Source organism: Pseudoxanthomonas sp. Soil82 (assembly GCF_040446535.1).
In the GTDB taxonomy this organism is placed as follows: Bacteria; Pseudomonadota; Gammaproteobacteria; order Xanthomonadales; family Xanthomonadaceae; genus Pseudoxanthomonas; species Pseudoxanthomonas kaohsiungensis.
In genome coordinates this window covers 549,438-569,679 of the sequence record NZ_JBEAAK010000001.1, presented here as the reverse complement: position 1 = coordinate 569,679, position 20,242 = coordinate 549,438, and the positions used below count along the sequence as shown (strand labels likewise).

Genomic DNA, 20,242 nt, shown 5'->3' with positions numbered 1-20,242 from the left:
TTAAGTTCACGACGATCCGCGGCCCCGGCCGCACGTGCCCCATCCGGAGTCATGCATGTCGCGCCTTCCGAGCATCCTGCTGTCGCTGGCCATCCTGTTGCCCGTCGCCGGACAGGCCGTGGCCGCCCCCACCGAAGAAGAGCGCGCGCGCAATGCGGTGCGGGTGCTCTCGGAGATCCAGCAGATCCCCGAGCAGGCGATCCCGGACAAGCTGCTCGACGAAGCCCGCGGCATCGTGGTCATCCCCGACACGATCAAGGCCGGCCTTGTGCTGGGCGGCCGCCGCGGCCACGGACTGATGTCGGTCAAGGGCGCGGACGGCACCTGGACCAACCCGGTGTTCGTGACCCTGACCGGCGGCAGCATCGGTTTCCAGGCTGGCGTGCAGTCGTCGGACGTGGTCCTGGTGTTTCGCAACGACCGCAGCCTGGACGATATCGTCAACGGCAAGTTCACCCTCGGCGCCGATGCCGGCGTCGCCGCCGGCCCGGTGGGCCGCAATGCCGCCGCGGCCACCGATGGCCAGCTCAAGGCCGAGATCTGGTCATGGTCGCGCGCGCGCGGCCTGTTTGCCGGTGTTTCGCTCGACGGCGCGGTGCTCCAGATCGATCGCGACGCGCAGGCCAGCATCTACGGCGCCACGACCACGCCGCGGATGGTGTTCGAAGGGCGCTCGCAGGTGACGCCGCCCTCGGCGGTGGTGGCCTTCCGCGACCAGCTGGAAGAATCCACCCACAACGCCCGGGTGGCGCGCGGAACCGGGGCCGGCGCCGGAACGGAGCCCGCGGTGGCCGCAAGCGTCCCGGACCCGGCGGCGCCGGCCGCGCAGACCCAGGGCACGCAAGCGCCCGCAGCGACGCCGGCGCCGGCCGCGTCCGGCCCGGCCCCGACCCAGGGTTTCGAGCCGGTGGGCGAGGAGTCGACCCGGACCGAACCGCTGCCCTGAGGTAGCGCCGCCGCGCGTCGCGCCCTGCGCTATCCTGTGGCCCTTGTTCCTCTTATTACAGCGAGCGTGCCATGGGCGGTCTGAGCATCTGGCATTGGATCATCGTGCTGGTCGTGGTGCTGCTGGTGTTCGGCACCAAGCGCCTGCGCAACGCCGGGAAGGACCTGGGTGAAGCGGTCAAGGGCTTCAAGGAAGGCATGCGCGACCCGGACGACAAGCCGGCCGGCCAGCTCGGCAACGAGCGCAGCGCCGAGTCGAAGGAACAGTCCGAGCGCGATCGCGCCGAGCGCTGATCCCGCGTCGGCCGTACGCGGATGTTCGACATCGGTTTCAGCGAGCTGCTGCTGATCGCGGTGGTCGCCCTCGTGGTCCTCGGTCCGGAACGGCTGCCCAAGGCGGCCCGCTTCGCCGGGCTGTGGGTGCGCCGCGCGCGCGCGCAGTGGTACTCGGTCAAGTCCGAACTGGAGCGCGAACTGGAGGCCGAGGAGCTCAAGCGCAGCATGCAGGAGACCCAGGCCGCCCTGAAGCAGGCGCAGACGCGCCTGCAGGACGAGTTCGGGCAGGCGCAGGCGCACGTGCAGGAAGGACTCCACGCCACCGGCCGCGAGCTCGACGCCGTGCGCCGGGAGGTCGAAGGCGGCCCGTCCGTGGCCGGTCCGGAAACCCCACCACTGCAAGGACCGGACGATGAATCCCGCCGGCCCTGAGTCCGATACCGAAAGCAGCCTGATGGAGCACCTGCTCGAGCTGCGCACGCGCCTGCTGCGCGCGCTGGCCGGGCTGGTGGTGGTGCTGCTGGCGTTGCTGCCGTTCGCCAACAAGCTGTATGCGTGGCTGGCGCAGCCGCTGCTGGACAAGCTGCCGGCCGGCGGCCAGCTGATCGCCGTGCAGGTCGCCTCGCCATTCTTCACCCCGATCAAGCTGGCGTTCTTCGTGGCCCTGGTGGTGACCGCGCCCTGGCTGCTGTACCAGGCCTGGGCGTTCGTCGCGCCGGGGCTGTACCAGCGCGAGAAGAAGCTGGCGCTGCCGCTGCTGGCCTCGGCAGTGATCCTGTTCTATGCCGGCTGCGCGTTCGCGTACTTCGTGGTGCTGCCGTCGGTGTTCGGCTTCCTCGCCGCGATCAAGCCCGACGGGGTGGCGATGATGACCGACATCAACGCCTACCTGGACTTCGTGCTGGTGATCTTCCTGGCCTTCGGCGCCAGCTTCCAGCTGCCGGTGGCGCTGGTGATCCTGGTGTTGCTGGGCTGGGTCACGCCCGAGCAGCTCAAGGCCGGCCGCGGCTACGCGATCGTGGGCATCTTCGTCCTGGCTGCGCTGATCACCCCGCCGGACGTGATCTCGCAGCTGCTGCTGGCGATCCCGATGTGCCTGCTGTACGAGGCCGGAATCCTGGCCTCGAAGCTGGTCGCGCCACGACCGGCCGATACCGCGCCGTCGCCCTGACGGCGCGAACGCCCCGGGGCCGTTCAGGCCTCGAGATGGCCGGCTTGCAGCGGCGCCGACGCCCCCGCGACCGGTTCGCCGAACAGGCGTGTCCAGGCGGTGTAGGTCGCGCCAGCCAGCAGTGGCATCAGCACCGCCATCAGCAGCAGCTGCGCGATCCACATCGCCAGTACCGGCCCGGCCACCAGCTGCAACACCAGCGTGACCAGCAGCACGCCGAAATAGATGGCGAAGATCGCCACCATCGCCAGCAGCAGGAACACCGCCATCGCCGGCAGGTTGTGCAGGCAGGCGCGCAGGCTGTCGCGCATCGACGGCAGGCCGTCGCGGTGCTCGAACAGGATCCGCGGCACCGAAACGAAGACGGTCATGGCCACGGCGATGGCGGCCACCACGCCCAGCAGCAGCCACAGCAGGATGCGGCCGGCCGGCAGGGTCGCCACCAGCGCCTCCACCTGCTCCGGGCTCGGCTGCTGCCCGGACTGGGCCATCGCGTTGAGCTCGTTGCTGACCCGGGCGAGCGCCTGCAACTGCTCGCTGCCGACCAGCACCAGCAGCAGCACGCCCAGTACCAGGCCGGCCGCCAGCTGCGGCAGCAGCGTGGTCAGCAACTGCGCGACCCGGCCTTCGCGGACGCCCTGCAACAGGTGCGCCGGCATTGCCGGGCGCCCGTGCGCGACTTCGCGCACGGCCCACAACAGCCCGGCAAACAGCACCGGCCCGGCCAGCGCGACCAGCAGCTGCAGGATCGTCGCCAGCGCCGGCACCGCCAGGCCCACGGTCATCACCAGCGACGCCAGCAGCCCCCACAAGGCGCCGAGCGCGCCGAGCGCCAGCGGTGCGCGCCGCAGCAGGGCGAAGCCGCCCAGCAACCATTCCGCGCCGTCCGAAGCCGGCAGCTTGCGTATCGTGTCCATCCCGTTCCCGTTGCCGCGCCCCGACGTCGGAGGCGCGCGTGCATTATCGGCCAAGCGCGCGCGGCGGCATACGCCGGCCGCGGGGTTGTTCAGGCATGTCCGGGCCGGGCGGGCGTGCCGCGCGCATGCTGGACGAAGCGTCGCAGCAGCCTGCGCGCCAGCGGCGCGGCGCTGACCTCGCGCGCGACCGTGCGCGGGCAGCGTCCGTGGCGGCGCAGGCAATCGGCGCGCGCGTTGACGTAGCCGCGCATGTGGTGGGTGGCGAACTCCGGGTGGAACTGCACGCCCCAGGCGCGCTCGCCCCAGCGGAAGGCGTGGCAGCCGTCCTGTTCGGACCGGGCCAGCACGGTGGCGCCCTCCGGCGGCCGCAGCACGGTCTGCAGGTGGGTGGCATGGGCGGCGAAGCGCGCCGGCAGCGCCGCGAACAGCGGATCCTCGAACGCGGGCGGGTGCAGGTCGATGAACACCGTGCCCGACTCGCGCCCCGCCGGGTTGTAGTCGACCTGGCCGCCCAGCGCATGGGCCAGCAGCTGGTGGCCGTAGCAGATGCCGAACAGTGGCGTGCCGGCGTGGACGGCCTCGCGCATCCAGCCGGCGGTGCGCTCGCTCCATTCGGCGCGGTCGGTCACGAAGGCGGCCGAGCCGCTGACGATCACCCCGGCCAGGTCCGCGGCCGGCGGCAGCGGGTCGCCGCGTTCGGCGTTGACCTCCACCACCTCGTGCGCCGACAACCCGGCGGCGACCCTGATCCAGTGCGGGAAGCGGCCGTAGCGCTTGAGGCTGTCCACCGGCTGGCCGGTCTCGACGATCAGGAAAGGCGCGCGGGGAACATTCAAGGCGGCGAACCGGCGGAAAAGTAGCCGTTGAAACGGCCGAAACCCGCATGGCACGGGGCTCGGCCCTATACTAGCCCGCTTTTCCGCAGCGCAATAATTCCGATGACCGGACCGACTTTCCAGGGACTGATCCAGGCGCTCAACGCCTACTGGGCCGAGCAGGGGTGCGTGCTGATCCAGCCGCTGGACCTGGAGGTCGGCGCTGGCACCTTCCACCCGGCCACCTTCCTGCGCGCGCTGGGCCCGGAGCCGTGGAACGCGGCCTACGTGCAGCCTTCGCGACGCCCCACCGACGGCCGCTACGGCGAGAACCCCAACCGCCTGCAGCGCTACTACCAGTACCAGGTGGTGATGAAGCCCAACCCGGACAACATCCAGGAGCTGTACCTGGGTTCGCTGAAGGCCCTGGGCATCGATCCGCGCGTGCACGACCTGCGCTTCGTCGAGGACAACTGGGAATCGCCGACCCTCGGCGCCTGGGGCCTGGGCTGGGAGGTGTGGCTCAACGGCATGGAGGTGACCCAGTTCACCTACTTCCAGCAGGCCGGCGGCCTGGAATGCCGGCCGGTGCTGGGCGAGATCACCTACGGCCTGGAACGGCTGTGCATGTACCTGCAGAACGTGGACAACGTCTACGACCTGGTCTGGACGGTCGGCCCGCAGGGCGTGGTCACCTACGGCGACGTCTACCACCAGAACGAAGTCGAGCAGAGCACCTACAACTTCGAGCACGCCGACGTGGCCGAGCTGTTCCACCGCTTCGACGCCTGCGAGGCCGAGGCGCTGAAGCTGGTCGAGGCCGGCCTGCCGCTGCCGGCCTACGAGCAGGTGTGCAAGGCCAGCCACAGCTTCAACCTGCTCGACGCGCGCCGCGCGATCTCGGTGACCGAGCGCCAGCGCTACATCCTGCGCGTGCGCAAGCTGGCCCAGGCCGTGGCCGAGGCCTACCACTCGCAACGCGAGAAGCTGGGCTTCCCGGGCCTGAAGCGCGGAGCCACGGCCTGATGTCCGGCCGCCCCGCAGTCGACGGCACGATGATCCTGATCGGCATGTACGACTCGCCGTTCACCCGGCGCGTGGCGATCGCGCTGGCGCTGCTCGGCTACGAGTTCGAGCATCGCGCCTGGTCGGTCGGCGCCGATTTCGACCGCATCCGCCAGTACAGCCCGCTCGGCCGCGTGCCGGTGCTGGTGCTGGCCGACGGCCAGGTGCTGACCGAGTCGGCCGCGATCCTGGACTGGCTGGAACACGAACCGGGCGGGGCGATGCTGATGCCGGCCGGCGGCGCCGAGCGGCGCGAGGCGATGCGCCTGGTCGGCCTGGCCAGTGGGGCGGCCGACCGCTGCGTGGCCAGCGTGCTCGAGCGCATCTTCCATCCGGCGGAACACCGGTCGGCCGCGCTGCTGGAGCGCAACCGCGTCCAGGTGGAGGGCGCCCTGGCGGCGCTCGACGACGCCTGCGCGGCGCGCGGCGACCGCTGGCTCGCAAGCGGAGCGATGACGCTCGCCGACATCACCGTCGCCTGTTACGCCAACTACGCGGCGCAGTCCCTGCCGCTCGACCTGTCGCCCTGGCCGGCGCTGGAAGCGCACGTCGCCCGCTGCGAGGCGCTGGACGTGTTCCGCGCCCACTACGCCCCCTTCTTCACCCCGCAACCCAAGGGCACCAAGGAATCCATCGCATGAAGCCGTTGCTGATCGAACTGGGCACCGAGGAACTGCCGGTCAAGGCGCTTCCGGGGCTCGCGCAGGCCTTCTTCGACGGCGTGGTCGCGGCGCTGGAAAAGCGCGGCGTCGGCTTCGACGCCGCGGACGCGCGGCCGCTGTACACCCCGCGCCGGCTGGCGGTGCTGCTGCCGGCGGTCGATGCCGAACAGCCCGAGCAGCGCAGCGAAGTGCTGGGCCCGTACCTGAACATCGCGCTGGACGCCGAAGGCAAGCCGACCCGGGCGCTGGAAGGCTTCGCCGCCAAGGCGGGCATCGAGTGGACCGCGCTGGAACGCACCAGCGATGCCAAGGGCGAGCGCTTCGTGCACCGTGCGGTGAAGCCGGGCGCGCAGACCGCCGCGCTGCTGCCGGAGATCGTCGCCGAGGCGATCGCGGCGATGCCGATCCCCAAGCCGATGCGCTGGGGCGACCACGACTACGCCTTCGCCCGCCCGGTGCACTGGCTGGTGCTGCTGCTCGGGTCGGACGTGGTGGAGGCGCAGGTGCTGGGCGTGAAGTCCGACCGGATGAGCCGTGGCCACCGCTTCGAACACGACAAGCCGGTGTGGATCGGCCAGCCGCAGGACTACATCGATGCCCTGCGCGCCGCGCACGTGCTGGTCGACCCGGTCGAGCGCCGCGCCCGCATCGTAGCCGAGGTCGAGGCTGCCGCCCGCCAGGCCGGCGGCAGCGCGCGCATGACCGACGACAACCTCGAGCAGGTGGTCTGCCTGACGGAATGGCCGGCGGCCGTGCTGTGCAGCTTCGAGCGCGCGTTCCTGGCCGTGCCGCAGGAAGCGCTGATCGAGACCATGGAGGTCAACCAGAAGTTCTTCCCGGTGCTCAGCGACGGCGGCAGGCTAACCGAGCACTTCATCGGCATCGCCAACATCGAGTCGCGCGACGCCGCCGAAGTGCGCAAGGGCTACGAGCGCGTCATCCGCCCGCGCTTCGCCGACGCCAGGTTCTTCTTCGACGAGGACCTCAAGCAGGGGCTGGTGTCGATGGGCGACGGCCTGATGACCGTCACCTACCAGGCCAAGCTGGGCTCGGTGGCCGACAAGGTCGCGCGCGTGGCCGCGCTCGCCGAGGCGATCGCCACGCAGGTCGGGGCCGATCCGGCGCAGGCGCGCCGCGCCGCGACCCTGGCCAAGAACGACCTGCAGTCGCGCATGGTCAATGAATTCCCCGAGCTGCAGGGGATTGCCGGCCGTCATTACGCGCTGGCCGCGGGCGAGCCGTCCGAAGTGGCCCTGGCGATCGACGAGGCCTACCAGCCGCGCTTCGCCGGCGACGACATCGCCCTGTCGCCGCTGGGCAAGGTGCTGGCCATTGCCGAGCGCCTGGACACGCTGGCCGGCGGTTTCGCCGCGGGCCTGAAGCCGACCGGCAACAAGGATCCGTTCGCCCTGCGCCGCAACGCGCTGGGGCTGGCGCGGACGGTGATCGAGAGCGGTCTCACACTCGATCTGCAGAAGATGTTGGACGCGGCCATCGAGACCGTCGCCGCCGACATGAAGCGCCTCGGCACACTCAAGCCCGTGAGTGGAGAGGGCAAGCCGTCTCTGGACGAGATCCTCCTGGGCGGCGAGCTCTACGACTTCATCCTCGACCGCCTGCGCGGCTACTACGCCGACAAGGGCGTGCCGGCCGCGCACTTCAACGCGGTGGCCGAGCTCAAGCCGGCCTCGCTGTACGACTTCGACACCCGCATCGACGCGATCGGCACCTTCGCCACCCTGCCGGAAGCCGAGGCGCTGGCCGCGGCCAACAAGCGCATCGGCAACATCCTCAAGAAGGCCGACACCGCCATCCCGGCGATGGAGGATCCGGCGCTGTTCACCGAGCCGGCCGAGCGCGCGCTGGGCGAAGCCGTGGAGGCTGCACTGGACGACACCACCGCCGCCCTGCACCAGCACGACTACGTGCGCGTGCTGAACCGGCTGGCGCTGGTGCGGCCGCAGGTCGATGCGTTCTTCGACCAGGTGATGGTCAACGCCGAGGATCCGGCGATCCGCGCCAATCGCCTGGCCCTGCTCAAGCGGCTGGCCGACCGCTTCGGCGCGGTGGCGGCGATCGGCCAGCTGTCAACCTGAACGTTGCCGCCGTGAGGACGCGCTAACGGGGCCGGTACCGGCCCCGTTATCCTGCGCGCATGCGACCCCGCCCGATCCTCGCGCTGCTCCTGGCCTTGGTGGCCCTGCCCGCCCTGGCCCGCGGCACCATCGAGCGCGTCGAGATCCGCGGCCTGGAGGACCAGCCGGCCCTGCTGAACAACGTCCGCCTGGCCTTGTCGGTCAACGACGAGATCGGCAAGCGCCAGGGCGAGTCGCGGCTGGAGTTCCTGCTGCTGAACGCCGAGCGCGAGGCGCGGCAGGCGCTGGAGCCGTTCGGCTATTACTCGCCGACCATCACCGTCGATTCGCCACGCGACGCCGAGGACCGCATCACCGTGATCGTCACGGTCGAGCCCGGCGAGCCGGTGCGCGTGCGCGAGTCCAACGTGGCCATCGTCGGGCCCGGCGGCGAGGACCAGTACCTGGCGCGCGACCTGGAAGCCTTCCGCCCGCGCCAGGGCGATGCCTTCGACCACGGCACCTACGAAGCCAGCCGCGACGGGATCAGCCGCCGCCTGGCCGAGCGCGGCTACTTCGACGCAGACTTCATGGAGCGCGAGGTGCGGGTGACCCGCGCCGATCTCGCAGCGGACATCGACCTGGTCTGGGACAGCGGCTTCCGCTACGACATGGGGCCGACTACCTTCCACCAGGACTTCTTCCGGCCCGGCCTGCTGGACAAGCTGGTGACCTGGGAGGAGGGCAGCTACTTCCACCAGGGCAAGCTGGACCGCCTGCGGCAGTCGCTGGTCAAGCTCGACTACTTCAGCGCGATCGACATCCAGCCGCTCACCGACCAGGCCACCGACGACCTGCGCGTGCCGATCGACGTCACCCTGGCGCTGGCCAAACGCACGGTCTACACCGCCGGCCTGAGCTACGGCACCGAGAGCGGCATGGGCGTGCGCTTCGGCATGGAGCGCCGCTACGTCAACGACCGCGGCCACAAGCTGGTCACCGACGTGGACTACGCGCAGAACCGCAAGAACCTGCTGGTGCAGTACCGCATTCCCGCGTTCGCGTGGCTCGACGGCTGGTACACCGGCGCGTTCAGCGCCTACGACGAGCAGACCGACTACATCGATTTCCGCAACGTGCGCCTGCTGGCCAGCCGCAGCGGCGAACTGACCGACCGCTGGACCGCGACCGGCTCGCTGATCGCCCTGCGCGAGCGCTGGAGCTACGACATGGACGCTGACACCGGCCAGCGCCTGTACACGTACTCCACGCTGTTCTACCCGGAGGTGACCGGCAGCTACATCGGCGTGGACAACCGCCTGTTCCCGCGCCACGGCCTGAGCCTGAACCTGGCCACGCGCGCCGGCTCCGAAGCCCTGGGTTCGGATACCAACTTCCTCCAGGGCTGGGCCAGCGGCACCTGGTTCCAGGGCGTGGGCGAGGCCGACCGCCTGATCGTGCGCGGCGAAGCCGGCGCCACCTGGACCAGCGACCTGGTGGCCATGCCGCCGAGCCTGCGCTTCTTCGCCGGCGGCGACCGCAGCATCCGCGGCTACGCCTGGCGCGAGGTGGGCCCGCGCACGCCGCCACCGGACAACTTCGCCATCGGCGGGCGCTACGTCGTCACCGGCTCGGTCGAGTACGAGCACTACTTCAACGCGGGGCCGTGGGGCATGGCCGGCTTCGTCGATGCCGGCGACGCGTTCGACAGCCCCAGTGAGTTCGACCTGCGCGTGGGCGTCGGCGTCGGCGCGCGCTGGCGCTCGCCGATCGGCGGCGTGCGCATCGACATCGCCCACGGCCTGGACGACCCCGATTCGAGCTTCCAGATCTACCTCAGCCTGGGGGCGAACCTGTGAGCACGCCGGCATCCCCGCCGTCGCCGTCGCCGTCGCCGGCACCCGCGCCGCGGCCGCGCCCGCGCTTCTACCGCCGGCGCCGGTTCTGGGCCTGGTCCGGACTGGGCGTGCTGGCCATGGTGGTCGCTGCGGTGGTGCTTGTGTACTGGCTGCTGCAGACGGTGGCCGGCCGCGACGTGCTGCTGGCGCAGATCATGTCGCGGCTGCCGGTCGGCGCGACCCTGACCTGGGAGAAGGTCGAAGGCCCGATCGCCGGGCCACTGACGATCCACGGCCTCGATTTCCGCTACGAGGACTACCGCTTCACCGCGAGGCGCGCCTACCTGGACCCGGACATCCGCCCGCTGCTGGGCCGGCGCCTGCGCCTGGATGCGTTCGAGATCGAGGGCGCCACGCTCAACCTGGCGCGCAGCGACGAGCCGTTCGAGCTGCCGCGCTGGCCCGAGTCGCTGCCGCCGATCGAGATGCCGATCGCGATCCAGGCCGACCGGATCGTGATCGACGGCCTCGACGTCAGCTCCGGCGGCGAGCACGTGATCGACATCCGCTCGCTGCGCGGCGGCATCGACATCGCCAACGGCTCGCTGCATGCCGAGCGCCTGGCGATCGACAGCGACCTGGGGCTGTTCACCGTGCACGGCAGCTACGAGCCGGTGCACGACTATCGCAGCGACATCCTGGTGACGGCGGTGCTGCCGGCGCCGCGCGGGCAGAGTCCGGCGCGGCTGGGCCTGCTCGCACGCGGCGACCTGTCAAAGATGGAAGTGGGCATCGGTGGGCGCGCGCCGGACCCGCTGCGCGCCACGCTCACCCTCGGCGGCGACGAGGATGCGCCGGCGTGGCGCCTGCAGGCCAGCAGCAAGGGCCTGGAGCCGGCGTTGTTCACCGGCGGCGAACCGGCGGCCGAGCCGGTCACGTTCGACTTCGTCGCCAGCGGCACCGGCGGCCGCGCCAGCCTGTCCGGCGAAGTCGGCCGCGGCACGCAACAGCTGACCATCGCCCCATCCCAGGTCCACCTCGAGAACCAGGTGCTGACCGTCGCGCCGCTGGTGCTGGAAGCGCAGGGTGGCCAGGTGGTGCTCAAGGGCCGCGCAGACTTCACCGACCCGGAAGACGGCCGCTTCCGCTTCTCGCTGGTGGCCCGCGACCTGGTGTTCGAAGGGGAGGATCCGGCCGCGCCGGCGATCGGCGTCGATGCGGCGCTGGGCCTGGCCGGGTCGCTGCAGCAGTGGGCCGCCTATGGCGATGCGACCCTGCGCCGCGGCGACCAGCAGGCCGACCTGGTGCTGGACCTGCGCGGCGACGAATCGCGCGCACGCATCCACGCGCTGCAGGCGACCATGCCCACCGGCACGCTGCAGGCCACCGGCGAGGCCGGCTGGGACCGAGTGCTGCACTGGGACCTGGCGCTGGTGCTGGAAGGCTTCGACCCCGGCTATTTCGCGCCGGGTTGGGACGGCAATGTCCAGGGCCGCATCGCCACCACCGGCCGTGCCCGCGACACGGGCGGCTTCGACGCGCAGGCCGACGTGCAGTCGCTGGGTGGGCGCCTGCGCGGGCGCCCGCTGTCGGGCAACGGCCGCTTCGTGCTGCGCGGCGACCAGGGCGAGGGCAACCTGGCCCTGTCGCTCGGCAACAGCCGCGTGCGCGCGAACGGCCGCGTCGGGGACCGCCTCGACATCACCGCGCAGCTGCAGCCGCTGCAGCTGGACGACCTGCTGCCGACCGCCGCGGGCACGGTGGAGGGCTCGCTGCGCCTGACCGGCACCCGCCAGGCGCCGAACGTGCAGGCCGACCTGCGGGGTCGCGGGCTGCGCTGGGACGAGTGGAGCGCGAACGCGCTGGACCTGCGCGGCCAGCTGCCCTGGCGGGGCAGCAACGGCGACCTCACCGTGCAGGGCAGCGAGCTCCAGGTGGGAATTCCGCTTCAGCAGCTCACCGTGCATGCGCAGGGGGCGGTGGAGAACCTGCGCCTGCAGGTGCAGGCCGACAGTCCGCAGGCCGCGGGCCTGAGCATCGCTGGGCAAGTGCAGCGCCGCGGCGCCGGCTGGAGCGGCTCGCTGGACCAGCTGCGGATCGAGCCAGCGCGCGGCAACGCCTGGGCGCTGTCGTCGCCGGCCGAGTTCACCCTGGTCGGTGAACGGTTCCAGCTGCAGCCGGCCTGCCTGGCTACCGCCGGCGCCCACGGCGACGCCTCGCTGTGCGCGCAGGCCGACTGGCCGCGCCAGGGCCTGGTGGTGAACAGCGAGCGCCTGCCACTGACCCTGCTGGCACCGTGGCTGCCGGAGCAGGGTGGCCGGGCGCTGGTGCTGCGCGGCGAACTCACCCTGGACGCCGACATCCGCCCCCAAGGCAACCGCTGGGTCGGCGGCGTGCACCTGAAGTCGCCGGAAGGCGGCATGCGCCTGGGCAACAACGCGCGGCGCGAGATCGCCCGCTACGACAACTTCAGCTTCGACCTCACCTTCGACCCGCAGAAGATCCAGGGCCGGCTCGGCACCGGCTTCCAGGGCAACGGCTACGTCGACGCGACCTTCAACACCGGCTGGGATCCGTATTCGCCGTTGACCGGCGAACTCTATACCTACGTTTCGCAGCTGTTCTGGCTGGAGCTGTTCTCGCCGGACCTGGTGCGCCCGCGCGGGGTCGTGCGCGGCCACATGAGCGTGCGCGGCACCCGGGAGACGCCGCTGATGGCCGGGCAGCTGTTGCTGGAGGACTTCCAGGGCGAGTTGCCGGCGCTGGGCCTGAGCCTCACCGATGGCGAAGGCAGCCTGGATGCACAGCAAGACGGCTCGGCACGCCTGTCGGCGTCGGTGGATTCCGGCGGCGGCCGCCTGACCGTGGATGGCAGCCTGTCCTGGTTCGGCCAGGCCACGCCGCTGGAGCTGGACATCCGCGGCCAGGACGTGCTGATCGCCGATACGCCGATGCTCAGGGCCACCGCCAACCCGGACCTGCAGTTCAGCATGGACGGGCCGACCATGGTCCTGCGCGGCCAGGTCGAGGTCACCGAAGCGACGGTCAACCTGGAGCGGCTCGAGCAGGGCGCCTCCGTCTCCGAGGACGTGGTGGTGGTGGACCCGGCGGACCCGGAAGAGCAGGCCAGCGCGCCGCTGGACATGGACCTGGCCCTGATCCTGCGCGACAACAACGTCAGCGTCACCGGCTACGGACTGCAGGGCACGATGGGCGGCCGCCTGCAGGTGCGCTCGCGCCCGGGCCACGAGATGGTGGCCACCGGCGCGCTGGAGGTGGGCGGCCGCTACAAGGCCTACGGCCAGGACCTGACCATCACCACCGGCCAGCTGACCTGGAGCAACAACCAGATCGCCGATCCGCGCATCAACGTGCGCGCCGAGCGCCGGGTCGGCGACGTGATCGCCGGCATCGACGTGTCCGGGCACGTGAGCGCGCCCCAGCTCAACGTCTGGTCGAACCCGTCGATGCCGCAGTCCGAGGCCCTGGCCTACCTGATGCTGGGGCGCAGCCTGGAAGGCGCGACCCGCGACCAGGCCCAGCAGGTCACCGCGACTTCGGCCGCGATGTCGGCGGGCACCGGCCTGCTGGCCGCGCAGATCGGCACGCGGCTGGGCTTCGACGACGCCGGCGTGATGCAGTCGCGCGCGCTGGGCGGATCGGTGGTCGGGGTCGGCAAGTACCTGTCGCCGCGGTTGTATGTCGGCTACGGCGTGTCGATGGTCGGTGCAGGCCAAGTCGTGATCCTGAAGTACCTGCTGCGCAAGGGCTTCGACATCGAGCTGGAATCGAGCACGGTGGAGACGCGCGGTTCGGTCAACTGGCGCACGGAGCGCTGAGCCCGCGCATGACCTGCGGCGGTTGTCCGCGCCGCGCACGGCCGCTAACGTCACCGGTCCGCTTGCATCGATGGACCGCCGATGACCCAGAACACGAAGGCCGCGCGGGCGACGCCGAGCCGCCTCGCCCGCGCCGCCCTGGCCTGCCTGGCCGCCCTGGCCGCGCACGCGCACGCCGACGAAGGCATGTGGATGCCCTCGCAGCTGCCGCAACTGGACCGCCAGCTGCGTGAAGCCGGCTACGCCGGCGATCCAGCCACCCTGGCCGACCTGACCGCCGCGCCGCTCAACGCGGTGGTGCGCGCCGGCGGCGGCACCGGCGCGTTCGTGTCCGCCGACGGACTGGTGCTGACCAACCACCACGTCGCCTTCGGCGTGATCCAGTACAACAGCACGCCGGCGCGCAACCTGATCGACGCCGGTTACGTCGCCGCCGACCGCGCCGGGGAATTGCCGGCCAACCCCGACTTCCGGGTGCTGGTCACGATCGGCTTCGACCAGGTCACCGACCAGGTGCTGGGTTCGGCGCGTGGCAAGCGCGGGCGCGCCTACTTCGATGCCGTCGACGCGGCCAGCAAGCAGGTCGTGGCCGAGTGCGAACGCGAGGCCGGTGTCCGCTGCAGCGTGGCCAACATGTACAACGGCACCGACTTCTACCGGATCCGCCAGCTGGAGCTGCGCGACCTGCGCCTGGTCTACGCGCCGCCGCGCAGCATCGGCAATTTCGGCGACGAGACCGACAACTTCATGTGGCCGCGCCACACCGGCGACTTCACCCTGCTGCGCGCCTATGTCGGCCCGGACGGCAAGCCGGCCGCGTTCGCGCCGGACAACGTGCCCTACCAGCCGCCGTCGCACCTGCAGGTCGCCAGCGAAGGCCCGCACGAGGGCAGCTTCGCCATGCTCGCCGGTTACCCGGGCACCACCTATCGCCACCGCACCGCGGCCGAGTTCGCCGAGCAGGTCCAATGGACCCTGCCGGCGCGGGTGGAGGTATTCGATGCGCTGATCGCGGCGATCGAGGCGGCCGGCCGCCAGGACGCGCAGGCGCGCACGCTGTACGCCTCGCAGCTGCAGTCGCTGAAGAACAACCGCAAGCGCGCCGCCGGCGAACTCGATGGCCTGCGCCGCAGCGACGCGGTCGGCCAGCGCGCGGCGGACGAGCGGGACATGCTGCGCGCGACCGCGCGCGGCGACCGCCGCGAACTGGAGGCACTGGACCAGGTGCTGGCGCAGGCGTCTGCCATGCGCGAGCGCGACCTGCTGCTGGGCCTGGTGGTGTCGCAGAGCCAGCTGCTGCGCTCGGCGCTGGTGCTGGAGCGGCTGCGGATCGAGGCGGGCAAGCCGGACCCGGCGCGCGAAACCGGCTACCAGGCGCGCGACCTGGCCCTGATCGAGGGCACGTTGAAGCAGGTGCAGCGGCGCTACGACCCGGCGGTGGAGCAGGCGTTGCTGGGCGAGCTGCTCGGCCGCTACCAGCGCCTGCCCGATGCGCAGCGGCTGGCGGAGTTCGATGCGGCGTTCGGCCGCACCCCGGCGGAGCTGGCGGCGGCCCTGCAGTCGCTGTACGCGGGCACCGCGCTGGGCGATGAAGCGGCGCGGATGGCGGCCTTCGCGGCGGCCAGGCAGGGCGCCGCCCTGCCGGCCGATCCGCTGCTGCAGCTGGCTGCCCGGCTGGTACCGGCGCAGCTGCGGCTGGAGGACGAACGCAAGGCGCGCGACGGCGAGCTGCTGCGCCTGCGCCCGGTGTACATGGCCGTGCTCGCCGGATGGCGCGCGCACCAGGGCCGGCCGCTGTACCCGGACGCCAACGGCACCCTGCGCGTGAGCTACGGCCGGCTGGAGGCGTTGCAACCGCGCGACGCGGTGACCTATTCGCCGCTGACCAGCGTGGCCGGCATCCTCGAGAAGCACACCGGGCAGGTTCCCTTCGACGCGCCGCAGCCGCTGCTGGACGCGATCGCGCGCGGCGACTTCGCCGGCACCGCCGACGCGTCGCTGGGCACCCAGCCGGTCAACTTCCTCACCAACCTGGATACGACCGGCGGCAACTCCGGCTCGCCGGTGCTCGACGCGCACGGCAGGCTGATCGGCCTGAACTTCGACAGCAACTGGGAAGCGGTCAGCGCCAGCTGGTGGTTCGATCCGCGCTACAAGCGCGCCATCCACGTCGACATGCGCTACATGCGCTGGCTGATGGACCAGGTGTATCCGGCGCCGCACCTGCTGCGGGAGATGGGACTGGATGGCTGATCGCAGCGCGCGCCGCGAATCCGCCCGTCCACAGGAACAACAAGGAACCGCATGAAGACCTTCCCCGCCGCGCTCGTCCTTCTCGCCATCGCCGTGCCGTGCGCGCCGTCGCGTGCCGCAGAGCCGGGGTCGCGCCCGTCGATGCAGGCGCTGCAGAAGATGGTGGCCACCCGGACCCCGGAGACGCGGGTCGATTCGGTCGACCAGGAACGCCTGGTGGTGCGCCGCATCGACGTGGTCGACGAGCACAACGTGATCCGCCTGTCCCTGGCCTCGCCCACGCCGGCGCCGGTCATCGACGGCATCCAGTACAAGCGCGCGTTCCCCGTGTCCGGGCTGGTGATGTTCGATGCCGAGGGCAACGAGCGCGGCGGCTACGGCGTGGCCGACATCGAGGGCACCGCCACGGTGCTGGCCCAGGACCACGTCAACGGCGACGCGGTCGGCTGGCGGGTGATGCCCGACGGCTCGGTCAGCTTCAGCATGAACCAGCGCGCGACCGTGCATCGCGAGCCGGCGCTGGGCGACCGCATCATCCCCGGCACCGACGGCGCCACCCGCATCGCGATGACCGTGGCCGCCGACGGCACGCCGGCGATCGCGCTGGCCGATCGGCAGAACCGGCCGCGCCTGCGCCTGACGGTGACCCCGGAGGGACATGGCGCGATCGAGTTCCTCGACGCGAGCGGGAAGGTGATCGAGACCCTGGCGCCGGAAGCGCGGCGTACGGCGCCCTGAAACCGGCATCCGGCTGCGCGACTGGCGACGGCTTGTCAACGGCTTACATCGGCCGGTGGCGATTGCCACAATCGGACTCCGCTTTCCGCCACAGAATCCGCAGTCCATGACCGAACTCTCCGCCGCGCTCGCGCGCAAGATCGCCCAGACCATCGCCGGGGAGATCGGCGCGCAGCCGGCACAGGTGGTCGCCGCCGTCGACCTGCTCGACGAGGGCGCGACCGTGCCGTTCATCGCCCGCTACCGCAAGGAAGTCACCGGCGGCCTCGACGACACCCAGCTGCGCAACCTCGAAGTGCGCCTGGCCTACCTGCGCGAGATGGAAGAGCGCCGCGCCACGATCCTGGCGAGCATCGACGAGCAGGGCAAGCTGACCGACGAACTGCGCGCCGAGATCGAGGCCGCCGACAGCAAGTCGCGGCTGGAGGACCTGTACCTGCCGTACAAGCAGAAGCGCCGCACCCGCGCGCAGATCGCGCGCGAGGCCGGGCTGGAGCCGCTGGCCGATGGCCTGCTCGCCGATCCCTCGCAGGTGCCCGAGGCGTTCGCCGCGTCGTTCGTCGACGCCGACAAGGGCGTGGCCGACGCCAAGGCCGCGCTGGAGGGCGCGCGCGCGATCCTGATCGAGCGCTGGGGCGAGGACGCCGCGCTGCTCGGCGAGCTGCGCCAGTGGCTGGAGGCCCACGGCGTGATCCGCGCCAAGGTCGTGGAAGGCAAGGAAGCGGCCGGCGAGAAGTTCCGCGACTACTTCGACCACGCCGAGCCGCTGGCGAAGATCCCCTCGCACCGCCTGCTGGCGCTGTTCCGCGGGCGGCGCGAGGAATTCCTGCAGCTGGAGCTCGACCCGGGCACCGACGCCGAGACCGGCAACGCCTACGCCGAGGGCCGCATCGCCCGCCATGCCGGGATCGAGGACCGCGGCCGCGCCGCCGATGCCTGGCTGCGCAATGCCTGCCGCCTGGCCTGGCGCGCCAAGATCCACCTGCACCTGCTGCTGGACCTGTTCAACCAGGCGCGCGAGAAGGCCGAGGCCGAGGCGATCGCGGTGTTCGGCGACAACCTCAAGGACCTGCTGCTGGCCGCACCGGCCGGGCCAAAGGCCGTGCTCGGCCTGGATCCGGGCCTGCGCACCGGGGTGAAGGTCGCCGTGGTCGACGCCACCGGCAAGCTGGTGGCCACCGATACGATCTACCCGCACGAACCCAGGCGCCAGTGGGACGCGTCGCTGGCCTCGCTGCGCAAGCTGTGCGTCGCCCATGGCGTACAGCTGGTGGCGATCGGCAACGGCACCGCTTCGCGCGAGACCGACAAGCTGGCCGGCGACCTGCTCAAGCTGGTGCCCGAACTGAAGATGCAGAAGATCGTGGTCAGCGAAGCCGGCGCCTCGGTGTACTCGGCTTCCGAGCTGGCGGCGAAGGAATTCCCCGGCCTGGACGTGTCGCTGCGCGGCGCGGTCTCCATTGCCCGGCGCCTGCAGGACCCGTTGGCCGAGCTGGTCAAGATCGAGCCCAAGGCCATTGGCGTGGGCCAGTACCAGCACGACGTGGACCAGTACCGGCTGGCGCGCGCGCTCGATGCGCGGGTGGAGGACTGCGTGAACGCGGTCGGCGTGGACGTGAATACCGCTTCGGCCGCGCTGCTGGCGCGCGTCTCCGGCCTGTCCTCGACGGTGGCCGAGAACATCGTCGCCTTCCGCGACCAGAACGGCGCCTTCCCCTCGCGCAAGGCGCTGCTGAAGGTGCCGCGGCTGGGCGAGAAGACCTTCGAGCAGTGCGCCGGCTTCCTGCGCATCGCCGACGGCGAGCAGCCGCTGGATGCGTCCTCGGTGCACCCGGAAGCCTATCCGGTGGTCGAGCGCATCCTCGCCGGCAGCGGCCGCGCGGTGAAGCAGATCATCGGCGACAGCGCGTTCCTGCGCTCGCTCAAGGCCGAGCAGTACACCGACGAGCGCTTCGGCCTGCCGACCGTGCGCGACATCCTCAAGGAACTGGAGAAGCCCGGCCGCGACCCGCGCCCGGAGTTCAAGGCGGCCAGGTTCGCCGACGGCGTGGAGGACATCAAGGACCTGCGCCCGGGGATGGTGCTCGAGGGCGTGGTCAGCAATGTCGCGGCGTTCGGCGCGTTCGTCGACATCGGCGTGCATCAGGACGGGCTGGTGCACATCTCGGCGCTGTCGGACCGCTTCGTCAAGGATCCGCGCGAGGTGGTGAAGGCCGGCGACATCGTCAAGGTCAAGGTGCTGGAGGTCGACGTGGCGCGCAAGCGCATCGCCCTGACCCGGCGCCTGGACGATGAGCCGGGCCAGCCCGCGCCGCGGCCGGGCGACCGCGAGGCCGCACGCCGCGAGGCCGCGCGGACCGGCGCGCCGCGCGACGCGCGTGGCAACGACCGCAATCGCGGCGGCGGCGGCAACGCGCGTCCGGCGCAGCAGGCCGCGCCGTTCAACAGCGCGATGGCCGATGCACTCAAGGGCCTTCGCCGCAGCTGACCCGCGCCCTCGTGCGCAGAGCCGGGCCTGCCCCGTTGCCCTGGTTTCCCCTTGACCGCAACAGCGGGGCATAGCCCCGCTCTACGACGGCGGCCTCACTCGGCCCATCCCCGGTCGGTGGTGAAGGCGATGGTGAGCCAGCGGTCGGGCGAATCGCCGCCGATCGCTTCGCCGATCTCGTCGCGCAGCGCATCCCATTCTTCCAGCGTGCGTGCCGGCCAGCCGGACGGCGCGATGAAGTAAAGCTCGATCTGCCGGCCGCGCCCGACCTTGGCCACGTAGGCGCGATAGCCGGTGAAGCCATGGCGCGCGACCACCTCGCCGGCCACCCGGTCCACGTGCTGCTTCAGTTCGGTCGGCGTGACCAGCAGGATCTCCTCCAGCGCCTGTCGCACAGCGCCGAGCGGGATCGGGAAGACCACCAGGCACACCAGCGCCAGCACCGCCGGGTCGATGTACGGCGAGATCCATTCCAGCGCCGTGCCCTGGATCGCCAGGCCGATGACGAAGGCGGCCAGCAGCGCGGCGGTGATTGCCGCCGACATCAGCCAGCCCCGCACGTCCATCGCGATGAAGTCAGAGCGCAGGCGCCGGTTGGCGCGACGCCCGTACCAGGCCATCGCCAGGCTGATCAGCACGGTCGCCACGGCGTAGACGATGGCCTGGCCGAACTGCAGCGGCCGGCCACCGGCCATGAAGCTGCCGACCGCGTTGATGAAGGCGTAGACCGCGGCGCCGGACAGCAGCAGGCCGGTGGCGCCAAGCACCATCGGTTCCAGGTGCCAGAAGCCCATGGTGAACTTCTCGACCAGGCGCCGGTTCGACGTGCCGCTGGCGTTGTAGTTCGCGATCAGGTTCGCGACCAGCAGCGCGACCACGCTGGTGGCGCCGTCGGCCAGCGAATAGATGCCGTCGAAGACGATCGCGTAGGAGCCCGACAGCAGGCCGAAGGCGATGCCCAGCGCGGCCACCATCGCGGTGGCGATGATCGATACCCGCAGCACCCCCGCTTCGGTGGCGGCGTACCACGGCGTCTTCCCCGGTTCGCCCGGCGCGTGCATGGCCCCAGCCTGCCCCAGCCCCGGCTTCGATGCCAGCACCTGGGCGCGGTGGCGTCCGTAGAGCCGGGCTTGCCCGGCTGACTCCGCCACCTGGGGCGC

At 71.4% G+C, this 20,242-nt stretch carries 14 protein-coding genes and 1 pseudogene; 12 read left to right on the top strand and 3 right to left on the bottom strand.

The genetic code is table 11. The annotated features are described in order from the left end of the window. The first annotated feature begins 55 nt into the window (after positions 1–55). From ABKA19_RS02455 to tatC, 4 genes and pseudogenes are all read left to right on the top strand, one after another. Positions 56–946: a lipid-binding SYLF domain-containing protein gene (locus ABKA19_RS02455; protein ID WP_353687498.1), complete on the top strand. Its 891-nt coding sequence runs from the start codon at positions 56–58 to the stop codon at positions 944–946. Positions 947–1,017: 71 nt separating this feature from the next. Further along, positions 1,018–1,239, top strand: coding sequence for a Sec-independent protein translocase subunit TatA (gene tatA, locus ABKA19_RS02450; protein ID WP_162376042.1), 222 nt, complete (start codon positions 1,018–1,020; stop codon positions 1,237–1,239). A 21-nt stretch (positions 1,240–1,260) separates the two neighbouring features. Next, positions 1,261–1,635 (top strand): annotated as a pseudogene (gene tatB, locus ABKA19_RS02445) (Sec-independent protein translocase protein TatB); the annotation flags it as partial. Next, complete coding sequence (tatC, locus tag ABKA19_RS02440) at positions 1,634–2,392, top strand: twin-arginine translocase subunit TatC (RefSeq protein ID WP_162376040.1); 759 nt, start codon at positions 1,634–1,636, stop codon at positions 2,390–2,392. The pseudogene tatB and the gene tatC, both read left to right, overlap by 2 nt. Positions 2,393–2,415: 23 nt before the next feature. On the opposite strand, the gene ABKA19_RS02435 is transcribed toward tatC, so the two are convergent. Both ABKA19_RS02435 and ABKA19_RS02430 read right to left on the bottom strand, forming a co-directional pair. Further along, positions 2,416–3,309 carry a BPSS1780 family membrane protein gene (locus ABKA19_RS02435; protein ID WP_353687497.1) on the bottom strand — a complete coding sequence of 298 codons (894 nt, stop codon included), beginning with the start codon at positions 3,307–3,309 and terminating at the stop codon, positions 2,416–2,418. Positions 3,310–3,398: 89 nt separating this feature from the next. Beyond that, entirely contained in the window at positions 3,399–4,145 is a 747-nt protein-coding gene (locus tag ABKA19_RS02430; RefSeq protein WP_353687496.1) for a glutamine amidotransferase, read from the bottom strand. A 102-nt stretch (positions 4,146–4,247) separates the two neighbouring features. Here ABKA19_RS02430 and glyQ point away from each other — a divergent pair, with 102 nt between their 5' ends. From glyQ to ABKA19_RS02390, 8 genes are all read left to right on the top strand, one after another. Further along, positions 4,248–5,150: a glycine--tRNA ligase subunit alpha gene (gene glyQ / locus ABKA19_RS02425; RefSeq protein ID WP_353687495.1), complete on the top strand. Its 903-nt coding sequence runs from the start codon at positions 4,248–4,250 to the stop codon at positions 5,148–5,150. Further along, positions 5,150–5,830: a glutathione S-transferase family protein gene (locus ABKA19_RS02420; RefSeq protein ID WP_353687494.1), complete on the top strand. Its 681-nt coding sequence runs from the start codon at positions 5,150–5,152 to the stop codon at positions 5,828–5,830. Before glyQ ends, ABKA19_RS02420 begins: the two co-directional genes overlap by 1 nt. Continuing rightward, positions 5,827–7,947: a glycine--tRNA ligase subunit beta gene (gene glyS, locus ABKA19_RS02415; RefSeq protein WP_353687493.1), complete on the top strand. Its 2,121-nt coding sequence runs from the start codon at positions 5,827–5,829 to the stop codon at positions 7,945–7,947. The genes ABKA19_RS02420 and glyS overlap by 4 nt, the downstream gene beginning before the upstream one ends. 59 nt (positions 7,948–8,006) lie before the next feature. After that, the gene (locus ABKA19_RS02410) at positions 8,007–9,785 is read left to right on the top strand and encodes an autotransporter assembly complex protein TamA (protein WP_353687492.1); all 1,779 of its coding nucleotides are present in this window, start codon (positions 8,007–8,009) and stop codon (positions 9,783–9,785) included. Continuing rightward, positions 9,782–13,603 carry a translocation/assembly module TamB domain-containing protein gene (locus ABKA19_RS02405; RefSeq protein ID WP_353687491.1) on the top strand — a complete coding sequence of 1,274 codons (3,822 nt, stop codon included), beginning with the start codon at positions 9,782–9,784 and terminating at the stop codon, positions 13,601–13,603. Before ABKA19_RS02410 ends, ABKA19_RS02405 begins: the two co-directional genes overlap by 4 nt. Before the next feature lie 81 nt (positions 13,604–13,684). Next, complete coding sequence (locus ABKA19_RS02400) at positions 13,685–15,856, top strand: S46 family peptidase (RefSeq protein ID WP_502945690.1); 2,172 nt, start codon at positions 13,685–13,687, stop codon at positions 15,854–15,856. Between the two features lie 51 nt (positions 15,857–15,907). After that, positions 15,908–16,594 carry a hypothetical protein gene (locus ABKA19_RS02395; protein ID WP_353687490.1) on the top strand — a complete coding sequence of 229 codons (687 nt, stop codon included), beginning with the start codon at positions 15,908–15,910 and terminating at the stop codon, positions 16,592–16,594. Positions 16,595–16,700: 106 nt separating this feature from the next. Then, positions 16,701–19,082: a Tex family protein gene (locus ABKA19_RS02390; protein WP_353687489.1), complete on the top strand. Its 2,382-nt coding sequence runs from the start codon at positions 16,701–16,703 to the stop codon at positions 19,080–19,082. A gap of 95 nt (positions 19,083–19,177) precedes the next feature. Here ABKA19_RS02390 and ABKA19_RS02385 read toward each other — a convergent pair whose 3' ends face one another. Continuing rightward, a complete protein-coding gene (locus ABKA19_RS02385; RefSeq protein WP_353687488.1) occupies positions 19,178–20,143 on the bottom strand; it encodes a cation diffusion facilitator family transporter in 966 nt (321 codons plus the stop codon). Between the last annotated feature and the right edge of the window lie 99 nt (positions 20,144–20,242).

Excerpts from the sequence above, each read along its gene's own strand:
- ABKA19_RS02435 (WP_353687497.1), bottom strand. The coding sequence starts at position 3,309 with ATGGACACGATACGCAAGCTGCCGGCTTCGGACGGCGCGGAATGGTTG.
- ABKA19_RS02400 (WP_502945690.1), top strand. The coding sequence starts at position 13,685 with ATGACCCAGAACACGAAGGCCGCGCGGGCGACGCCGAGCCGCCTCGCC.
- ABKA19_RS02385 (WP_353687488.1), bottom strand. The coding sequence starts at position 20,143 with ATGCACGCGCCGGGCGAACCGGGGAAGACGCCGTGGTACGCCGCCACC.
- tatA (WP_162376042.1), top strand. The coding sequence starts at position 1,018 with ATGGGCGGTCTGAGCATCTGGCATTGGATCATCGTGCTGGTCGTGGTG.
- ABKA19_RS02410 (WP_353687492.1), top strand. The coding sequence starts at position 8,007 with ATGCGACCCCGCCCGATCCTCGCGCTGCTCCTGGCCTTGGTGGCCCTG.
- glyS (WP_353687493.1), top strand. The coding sequence starts at position 5,827 with ATGAAGCCGTTGCTGATCGAACTGGGCACCGAGGAACTGCCGGTCAAG.
- glyQ (WP_353687495.1), top strand. The coding sequence starts at position 4,248 with ATGACCGGACCGACTTTCCAGGGACTGATCCAGGCGCTCAACGCCTAC.
- ABKA19_RS02455 (WP_353687498.1), top strand. The coding sequence starts at position 56 with ATGTCGCGCCTTCCGAGCATCCTGCTGTCGCTGGCCATCCTGTTGCCC.
- tatC (WP_162376040.1), top strand. The coding sequence starts at position 1,634 with ATGAATCCCGCCGGCCCTGAGTCCGATACCGAAAGCAGCCTGATGGAG.
- ABKA19_RS02390 (WP_353687489.1), top strand. The coding sequence starts at position 16,701 with ATGACCGAACTCTCCGCCGCGCTCGCGCGCAAGATCGCCCAGACCATC.
- ABKA19_RS02420 (WP_353687494.1), top strand. The coding sequence starts at position 5,150 with ATGTCCGGCCGCCCCGCAGTCGACGGCACGATGATCCTGATCGGCATG.
- ABKA19_RS02395 (WP_353687490.1), top strand. The coding sequence starts at position 15,908 with ATGAAGACCTTCCCCGCCGCGCTCGTCCTTCTCGCCATCGCCGTGCCG.